The 6,758-nt window shown below is 40.5% G+C and carries 5 protein-coding genes; 3 read left to right on the plus strand and 2 right to left on the minus strand.

Features of this window, described 5'->3' with window-relative positions; genetic code table 11:
• Genes HMPREF9072_RS00365 through HMPREF9072_RS00375 form a run of 3 tightly spaced genes read left to right on the plus strand, consistent with a single transcriptional unit; the run spans position 1 to position 2,380 of the window.
• On the plus strand, positions 1-789 hold the full coding sequence (locus tag HMPREF9072_RS00365) for a porin family protein (RefSeq protein WP_009409957.1): 789 nt from the start codon (positions 1-3) through the stop codon (positions 787-789).
• Between the two features lie 22 nt (positions 790-811).
• On the plus strand, positions 812-1,597 hold the full coding sequence (locus HMPREF9072_RS00370; protein ID WP_009409958.1) for an outer membrane beta-barrel protein: 786 nt from the start codon (positions 812-814) through the stop codon (positions 1,595-1,597).
• 18 nt (positions 1,598-1,615) lie between these two features.
• Positions 1,616-2,380, plus strand: a complete 765-nt coding sequence (locus HMPREF9072_RS00375; protein ID WP_009409959.1) for a porin family protein — start codon at positions 1,616-1,618, stop codon at positions 2,378-2,380.
• Positions 2,381-2,460: 80 nt separating this feature from the next.
• Here HMPREF9072_RS00375 and HMPREF9072_RS00380 read toward each other — a convergent pair whose 3' ends face one another.
• Both HMPREF9072_RS00380 and HMPREF9072_RS00385 read right to left on the minus strand, forming a co-directional pair.
• On the minus strand, positions 2,461-3,507 hold the full coding sequence (locus HMPREF9072_RS00380; protein WP_009409960.1) for an endonuclease/exonuclease/phosphatase family protein: 1,047 nt from the start codon (positions 3,505-3,507) through the stop codon (positions 2,461-2,463).
• A gap of 118 nt (positions 3,508-3,625) precedes the next feature.
• Positions 3,626-6,349: a penicillin-binding protein 1A gene (locus HMPREF9072_RS00385; RefSeq protein ID WP_009409962.1), complete on the minus strand. Its 2,724-nt coding sequence runs from the start codon at positions 6,347-6,349 to the stop codon at positions 3,626-3,628.
• Positions 6,350-6,758: the final 409 nt, after the last annotated feature.

Consider the following 6,758-nt stretch of genomic DNA (forward strand, 5'->3'; position numbering starts at 1 on the left):
ATGAAACGTTTTTTAATTACTGCTATGCTTTTAACTATTTCGGCATTTAGCTATAGCCAAATAGCCGTAGGGGTGAAAGTTGCTAATCCGTTTGTAGCAGTTAATGTAATGAAACATCAAATTGTAAATACACCTAAGGGGATTAGAAACGGAGGAGGTATTTTTGGTGAGTTTTATATAGGGGCTTTTAATATAGGAGCTTTTATGCGAATACCTCTAAAAACACATTGGGCGCTACAAACCGAAGCGTTGTTCAAGCGTGAAGGGGTTTGGTTTTTTCATCAAGAGGAAACAATAGAAGAACTTCTCTCTGATCGCGGAGTATATAAATTTTGGTATGCTGAGGTTCCTATCCTGTTACAATGGGAAGGAAAGCGCACCGTAAGAGGGTTTGCTCAATTAGGAGTGTCTCCTAAATTCTTAACTTCAGCAAAGTACTCTGCTGTTTTAGAAAGAGGCGACCATAATGTTACGAGCTCTTTTAATAAGGTTGTTCTCAATTTAAATGTTGGGGGAGGTGTTTTATGGAACAGAAGAGATTGGGTTTTTACTGCTGATGGAAGACTCTCTACTAACCTTACACCACTTACCTCTAAAAAGAACACCCCTGATATTGATTTCAGTAAGGCACAAAGCTATTATTTTGCGTTTTCTTTAGGCGCAGGCTACAAACCTTTTAAAAAGAAAGCATTGCCTTTAGAAAGGGCTATTCCCCAAGAAGAGCTCCCGACAATTACTAATGATAGTGTTCCTGCTGAGGTGAATACACCACAAAAACAAGAATTTTAGTTTTTTAACTGCCATTGCTTTTTTGAGTGTTACTACATTCAGTTTTGCACAAACGGCTATAGGGATAAAAGTAGCGTCGCCTTACAATACAGGAAACTTTACAAGTGCTGTAAAAAGTAATATAGAGGGAGGTATTACACTTTCAGAACCTCTTATACTTTTTCCTCCAGGCTATTACCCTAGCTTATTAAGTTCGGGTGTTTTTGTCCGCACTCACCTCAAAAACCGATGGCATTTACAAATAGAAGTATTGTATAAACGAGAAGGTGTTTGGTATTACCGAAACCGACAGTTAGAGGAAGAGAAAAAGCAAGATACTATTGGTGCTTGGAGTCCTAATAAACACGCGAGTTATGAATGGGATTATATTGATGTGAGTTTTCAATGGGAAGCAAATGGAGCTCCTTTAAGACTTGTTGGAGAAGTAGGTTTATTGCCAAAGTTTTTAGTACGTGCAGTTTATGAAACCGACCAACCAGAAGGAGGGGATATAACTTATAAAGTACAATCATCTTTTAATCCTGTGGTGCTGAATTGGCACTTAGGAGCAGGCTTAATATTAGATAAAGAGCGGTGGATATGGCTTTTTCAAACAAGGCTTTCTAATAGTTTTACACCTATTACTTCTAAGAAAGGCACTCCTGATATAAATTTAAAACACATCAAGACTCATCACGTAGCTTTTACGGTTTCTGTAGGCTACAAACTCTCTAAAAAGATGAGAACTATTCCCCAAGAAGAGCTCCCAATTATTACTAATGATAGTATTCCTGCTGAGGTGAATACATCACAAGAACAAGATTTTTAATTTTTAACAACATATATTATGAAACGTTTTTTAATCACCATCGTTTTTTTGAGTGTTGCTACACTCGGTTTTTCTCAGACAGCCATAGGGGTAAAACTTAATAATCCTTTGGCAACGGTGAGCGTTATAACTCCTAAAACAGCCAATGAAAGCTATAATATAGAGTATTTTGGGCATTCAGGAGTTTTTAATACAGGCGTATTCTTCCGCCTTCCACTCAAGACCTATTGGGTATTCTTACCCGAAATGATGTACAAACGCGAAGCTATTCCTTTTCGTCCCGAAGGTTCTGATTTAAAACTATCCGACCGTCATTTTATTCGTTTTGATTGCTTGGAAGTACCTATTTTACTACAAATAGAAGGTAAAAAGAAATTTAGGGGCTTTGGACAAATAGGAGTAGCTCCTAAATTCTTACTTTTAGCCTCTTATTCCGAGAAACAATACAGTGAAAAGTATGATATCACCTCACATTTCAATAGTGTTGTGATGAATTTGCATTTAGGAGGAGGTGTAATGTGGGAATTTCCTAAAATTATACTTACGGTAGACGGTCGTTTTTCTACCAATCTATCGCCTCTCACCAATCAAGAACCTACACCTTATCTAAACTTTAAAGACGCTCAAAGTTATTACTTTGCTATTTCGGTAGGTGTAGGTTTTAAACTTTCTAAAAACAGACCTTTACAGGAGCAAGAGCCTCCTGTAATTGCACCTCAGCCTGAGAGTGCAGCACCTATAGAAGCACCTACTCAGGAGACAACAGAGGTGAGAGAAGAATAGAAAAGTTCGAGAGGCTACCCAAAAATATTTTAAACTCTTCGGGTAGCCTCTCAATTGCTAACATAAATATTCTTATTTCCTTATTTCAGTTCTCTGATAAGGTACATATACACCGGGAAGTGGTCAGAATATCCCCAAGTGTAATTACCATTGCTCATACTGCGGAAAGGATATCCCTTATAGCGCCCTTTGGGGTTAGCCAAATACGAGCGATTGAATATCCCCGTTTTCCAATAGCGGTAACTATTCTTGTCTTCTTTTAGCAAATCATAAGTAAAGTAAAACTGGTCAAAAAGATTCCAGCCGTCCTGATAGGCTAACGTTCCCATTCCTTTTTTCAGCATAGCCTCCATAGGGTTAAATAGCTCTCCTTGTTTTACATCTTCTTTTTTGTCTTTGGTCTTTAACACATTCTTAAAGCCTGAGTTAATAGGGTCGTCGTTAAAGTCACCCATTGCTATCACCTTAGCATTAGGGTCTTTGCTGAGAAGTGAATCTATAATTTTCTTGTTCAAATCCGCCGCTTTTTCACGACTGGGTCTACTTTTAGCTTCTCCTCCAAAACGCGAAGGCCAGTGGTTTACTATAAAATGAATCATTTCACCGTCCAATTCACCACTTACTAACAGTTGGTCGCGAGTGTAAAGAGGCTTCCCGTCATCTTTGGTGAGGTATAAAGGGTGTGGAAATGAAGCAGTAGGTTTAAACACGCTTTTTTTGTAGATGAGAGCTACATCCACCCCACGAGCGTCGGGTGATTCGTAATGTACAATCCCATAATTATATCTCTTCAAATATTCGGTATTGATAAGGTCTCTCACTACCGCTTCGTTTTCTATTTCGGCAAGACCTACTATATCGGGGGCGTGTTTGGTAACATCACTTCCTATTTCCGAAATTACTTTGGCTATCTTGTGTACGTGGTCGTTATACACCTTACTCGTCCAGCGGTCAGCTCCCTCAGGAGTACGGTCATCATCAAACTTATGAGGGTCATTAATCGTGTCGAAAAGGTTCTCAACGTTGTAAAAAGCAACGGTTCTCACAGCAAACTTCTTTTTCTCTTGTGCGTTTATGTAAGGTGTCATCAAGATGAACGACACCATTAAAAATACTATTCTTTTCATCTATATTAGTTTTAATTTGTTAGTCTTTAGTTATCTCAATATTTTATTGCCTCTCTTAAAATCTTATTCTTCCTCATTTCCTTCATTTGCTAATTTTCTCATTCCCTAATTTCCTCATTCAATCGCCTGTCGTGCTACGACTAAAAATCCTATCCAAAAGCCCTTTTTTCTTTTCTTTTCCCTCCTGTGTAGCTGTTTGAGTGCTTGGTGCTGGTGCAGGTGCATTTGCAGGATTTACCACATCGTCTACCGATATATCTTCCTCATCTTCCACATTGTGTAGCTTACCTTTGCGCTCATAAATCCGATAATGCACATCTCCTGCTCTTATGGTATCTTTGGCAGTACTGCTCAAAAGGCGGTCAAAGAAACCTTCGCGTACAGTAGGCTCACATTCAGTTACCTCCGTACGTATCTCTTCGCTTACCTTAAAAGTAGCTCGCGTTAGGTCTTTATACTTGCTGTTGCGGTTCAGTTGCGATACAAATAAGGCAGCAATAGGCAATGCCGAGTTAGCTCCTTGTCCCAAACGCGTACTTTTAAAACCTATCTGCTGGTCGTTACCCACCCACGTAATCATTACAAGGTTGGGGAGCATTCCCGCAAACCAACCGTCTTTATTGTCTTGGGTCGTACCTGTTTTACCCGCAAGGTCATTGGTAAGTCCGTATTGTCCACGCATACGTGATGCGGTACCTTCGTTCACGGTCGAGCGCATCATCTGTATCATTATTTGCGCAGTGCGTTCACTCAGTGCAGGAGCTAAAACCTTAGGTTTGCGTTCCCATATTACTTCTCCTTTTTTGTTCTCTATTCGGGTGATAAAATAAGGCTCTACAGGCACTCCTTTGTTCGCAAAAGCCGTATAAGCCTTAGCTACTTCTATCACCGATAGTTCAGCCGAACCCAATGCTATCGAAGGCACATTCGGTAGGGGAGAAGTGATGCCTAACTGTCGTGTTTTCTTTATCACATTCTTTAGCCCCGCATAAAAGAGCGTTTGTACAGCTATGGTGTTCAACGATTCTCGCAATCCCTTGCATACTGAGTAATATATGTTAGGGTCATCGTCAGTCTTAGAAGCGTTGCGTGGCGTCCAATATTCGTAATCAGCATAGGTCAAAGGCAAGGGCGAAAAGTGCGTGCACACAGGCATTCCCATCTCTAAGGCAGTAGCGTATACTATCGGCTTAAAAACTGAGCCCACTTGGCGACGGCTTTGTAGGATATGGTCGTACTTAAAGTAGCGGAAGTCTGCTCCACCCACATAAGTTTTAATTGCCCCCGTTTGAGGCTCTACACTCACAAATCCCGTGTTTAATATGCGTATAAAACGCGACAAACTGTCCAATGTACTATGCCTTTTGATACTGTCTTCGGTATAGAAAGATAAATCCATCGGCTTCTTCTCACTCAGCTTCGCCCATATCTTCGCTTCCGGGAGTTTTTGCTCTTCAAGTTCTTTATAAGCAGGCAACTTCTTCACTTCTTCCTTAAACCAGTCACTGTCCAAGTTCCAAGGAGCACGTTTGCCATAAGTCTGTTCAAAATCTTGTTGTAACGATGTCAAATGCTTTTCCACTGCTTTCTCAGCATACTCCTGCATTGTCTTGTCAATGGTCGTATAGATGCGCAATCCATCTTTATAGATATTATAAGCCGAACCGTCTGGCTTCTTCACGTCTTTCAGCAGTTCAGGTAATAGTAAGCGTATTTGTTCTACAAGATAAGGCGCTACACCATCTTTTTCAGCCGTAGTTGCCGTAGTTTTAAGAGTGTCTCTTGTATGAACTTTAAAGTCGTCTTCGGTCAGCAAGTTGTTTTTCTTCATCTGTGCCAGCACCACATTCCGACGCTCTTCACTGCGCTTGGGTGAGGTACGCGGATTATAGCTGTTCGTCGCTTTAAGCGTACCGATAAGCGTAGCCGCTTCATTAAGCGTAAGGTCCCTCGCCGATTTGTCAAAGAATCGTTGCGCCGCACTTTCTATCCCGTAAGTATTATCGCTGAAAGGCACAGTATTGAGGTAAAGCGTCAAGATTTCCTCCTTGCTGTATACCTTTTCTATGCGTCGGGCTATAATCATCTCTTTGATTTTGTGTATAGGCATCGAAAGTTTCCCGTAGCGCTGTCCACGCCCATAAATATTTTTAGCCAACTGCATTGTAACAGTACTTCCCCCTCCCGATGAGTCGTCTTGCAAAAGCAGTGATTTAAAGAAAACCCTAAACAAACTCTTCGTGTCTACCCCTTTGTGCAAGTAAAAACGCTCGTCTTCGGTAGCGATAAGTGCGTTGATAAGATAAGGAGGAAAGTCCTTGTATTCTATTTTAGTACGGTCGAAGATATAAAATTTCCCTATCAATTGGTTCTCGTAATCGTAAACAAGACTCGCTTCCGATTGGCGCAACTCTTTCAAATCCTCCTCTGAGGGTAACCTGCCAAAAGCCCCAAAGTAAATTAACAAGATGAGCAACAGTATACCTGCTACGCCTATCCCAATCGGTATACCTATGCATTTGAGGTAAAACTGATAAGGTTTAGCCCGCAACCATTGCCAACTGCGGTGGAATATGTTGCCCGTATATACTATCTGTTCCTGTTCCTTTTTCGGAGCGTTTTTTCTATTCTTATATACTTGGTAAAGTCTAAAAATACCATAAGGAATTATAAGCAAAGCGAAGATAAATACCGCCCAGAGCACTTTTAAGGCATAACGTAGTAATTTATATACCATCGAAGCCAAAGCGATACAGCCTTCTAACAACCGTGATAGCAGGGTAGCAAGCGCAAGACCGCCTTGTGTAAGTAGCTTCTTAAACGATATATTTTTCAGATTCATACTTAGTTTTAATGATGTTTAAAGTACAAAAGTACGATATAATTTTCAATTAACAAAGAATCCCACCGTTTTTCTTATTCCACTTTATAGCAATTTAGAGTCTAGTCCCTTAATAAGTTTCTCTCACCGTTTACACCTTTCCTGAGCCTCTCCGAATTTCTTAACCTCTTTTCCATTTGCTAATTTCCAAATTTGCCAATTTGCTAATTCTCCAACCCGCCTTTCCTCTTTCCGCCACCTCCCTATTACCTATGCCCTAAGACCTCACACCTTCCCATTTACTAATTTTCTAATTTGCCAATTCCCTAATTATCCCTTCTCTTTTCCGTCGACACATTCCCCCTTTTTCGTCACTCGCTCCTCGTCATTCGCCTCTCGTTCATTCGTCATTACTTCCCTTTTCCGTCAC

It is taken from the genome of Capnocytophaga sp. oral taxon 324 str. F0483, assembly GCF_000318315.2.
In the GTDB taxonomy this organism is placed as follows: Bacteria; Bacteroidota; Bacteroidia; order Flavobacteriales; family Flavobacteriaceae; genus Capnocytophaga; species Capnocytophaga ochracea.